Source organism: Bacteroidota bacterium (assembly GCA_016213405.1).
In the GTDB taxonomy this organism is placed as follows: domain Bacteria; phylum Bacteroidota; class Bacteroidia; order Palsa-948; family Palsa-948; genus Palsa-948.
Window position 1 is genome coordinate 1 of the sequence record JACRAM010000097.1, and the last position, 2,066, is coordinate 2,066.

Consider the following 2,066-nt stretch of genomic DNA (forward strand, 5'->3'; position numbering starts at 1 on the left):
GATTTGCAACCCTACTTAAATAGTAGAAGTGAGCGTAATCCCATTGTAGAAGAACTCGGAGATATTAGAAAAGCAATTGAGGGAATTAAAAAAAATTAAATCGAAAAATTGCTACTCTTTTAAAGAAAAAGGTGTCCGATTTATTTTCTCGCAAAGAACACGGATTCAGTTAGTTCGTAGGGTGGGCTGCGCCCACCAAAATAGTCTGTAGGTGGGTCAAGCGCAGCAGACCCAACATGGTTTAATGCGTCGCGCTTTGCTTCACCCATCCCATATAACTGTCATTCCCGTGCAAACGGGAATCCAGTGTTCTTTACTTCTTTAGGAACTGGTTTCCCACTTTCGTGGGAACGGCGTCTGGATTCCTGCTCCCCGCTTAAAGCATGCGAGGACATGCTTTGCAGGAATGACAACTTTTTACAAATGAAAAAGTTTTATGTTTATATTCTATGCAGCCGACGAAATGGAACGATGTATACTGGTGTAACATCAAATCTTGTTAAACGGGTTTATGAGCATAAACAGAATCTGGTTGAAGGTTTCACGAAAAAATACAATGTCCACCATCTGGTTTGGTATGAGGCGCATGAATCTGCCGAATCTGCCATTACCCGAGAAAAACAGATTAAGAAATGGGAAAGGGCATGGAAACTGAAACTTATTGAACAGGGCAACCCACAGTGGAATGATTTGTATGAAAGTATTTGTAAATGATTTCTGGATTCCCGCCAGAATCTTTGCGGGAATGACGAGCATCGTTGGCAGTCCGTAGGCTGTGCTGCGCCCACCAAAAAAGATTTGAAAAATGGCGGGCAAAGCCTACCGGCTGCTCAAACTCCACCAAAAGGAAAACCCTTGTCATTGAGGGCAATTGATTTTATAAAAGGATTAGGGTAAAGTAAGCAGCACGGAAGGTTGAAAGATGAAAAGGCTGAAGATATATCTTGACACATCGGTCATCAATTTTCTTTTTGCTGACGATGTGCCGGAATTTAGAAAAATCACAGAAGATTTTTTTGAGAATTATGTTAAAATGGGCAAATACATTGTTTATATTTCAGATGTTGTAATTGCAGAAATTGAAAAGACAAAAAATGAAGATAAGAAAAAACGGCTTCTTGAGGTTATTGAAAAGTATTCTATAAAGATTCTTACTCTTGACAAAAATTCTGATGCGATTGCCGGAGTTTATATTAGGGAAAAGGTTATTCCTGAGAAAAAACTGGAGGACGCCCAACACATAGCCATTGCTACCTGTAATCAGATGGATATTCTCTTATCATGGAATTTTAAACATCTTTCCAACATACAAAAACAGATTGATGTTAAAATAGTAAACGAGAAGGAAGGATATTTCTATCCTTTGATTTTGACAAACCCAATGGAGGTTGTTTATGAAAACGATTGAAAAAAAAGCTGCCATATCAAAGGCGCTCTTGGAAGTCTGGGAATGGAAGGATGAGGTTTATAACGATGTTAAGGATTTACGGTTTAAGGAAAAACAAGGGTACTACGCAAAGGGCTTAAAAGAAGCTGCGAAGATACTTGAAGGAAAGATTAAAACCAATCCTGACGGCAGTTATTCTATAGTGAAGTGAGAAAAAAGGCGCCTGATTTATTTATTTTTTGCCACAAATAACACAGATTCAGGAAAGTATGAGTTGGTGGGCTGCGCCCACCAAAATAGTCTGTAGGTGGGTCCAGCGCAGCAGACCCGACATGGTTTGATGCGTCGCGCTTTGCTTCACCCATCCTACTGTCATTCCCGTGCAAACGGGAATCCAGTGTTCTTTACTTCTTTAGGAACTGGTTTCCCACTTTCGTGGGAACGGCGTCCTGCTCAGAATCTTTGCGGGAATGACGAGCATCGTTGGCAGTCCGTAGGCTGTGCTGCGCCCACCAAAAAAGATTTGAAAAATGGCGGGCAAAGCCTACCCTACAGGATACTCAAACTCCACTAAAATGAAAACCCTTGTCATTTCATCATGTTTTTAAACTCATCTTCTGTTATTATTTTCAAACCGAGTTTTACTGCCTTATTATACTTTGAACCCGGCTCACTCCCC

The 2,066-nt window shown here is 40.6% G+C and carries 3 protein-coding genes; all 3 read left to right on the forward strand.

Annotation, left to right across the window (positions count from 1 at the left end; genetic code table 11):
• Positions 1-423 precede the first annotated feature (423 nt).
• The gene (locus HY841_11840; GenBank protein ID MBI4931449.1) at positions 424-714 is read left to right on the forward strand and encodes a GIY-YIG nuclease family protein; all 291 of its coding nucleotides are present in this window, start codon (positions 424-426) and stop codon (positions 712-714) included.
• 208 nt (positions 715-922) lie between these two features.
• The gene (locus HY841_11845) at positions 923-1,408 is read left to right on the forward strand and encodes a type II toxin-antitoxin system VapC family toxin (GenBank protein MBI4931450.1); all 486 of its coding nucleotides are present in this window, start codon (positions 923-925) and stop codon (positions 1,406-1,408) included.
• Positions 1,395-1,598, forward strand: a complete 204-nt coding sequence (locus HY841_11850; protein MBI4931451.1) for a hypothetical protein — start codon at positions 1,395-1,397, stop codon at positions 1,596-1,598. Before HY841_11845 ends, HY841_11850 begins: the two co-directional genes overlap by 14 nt.
• Positions 1,599-2,066 lie beyond the last annotated feature (468 nt).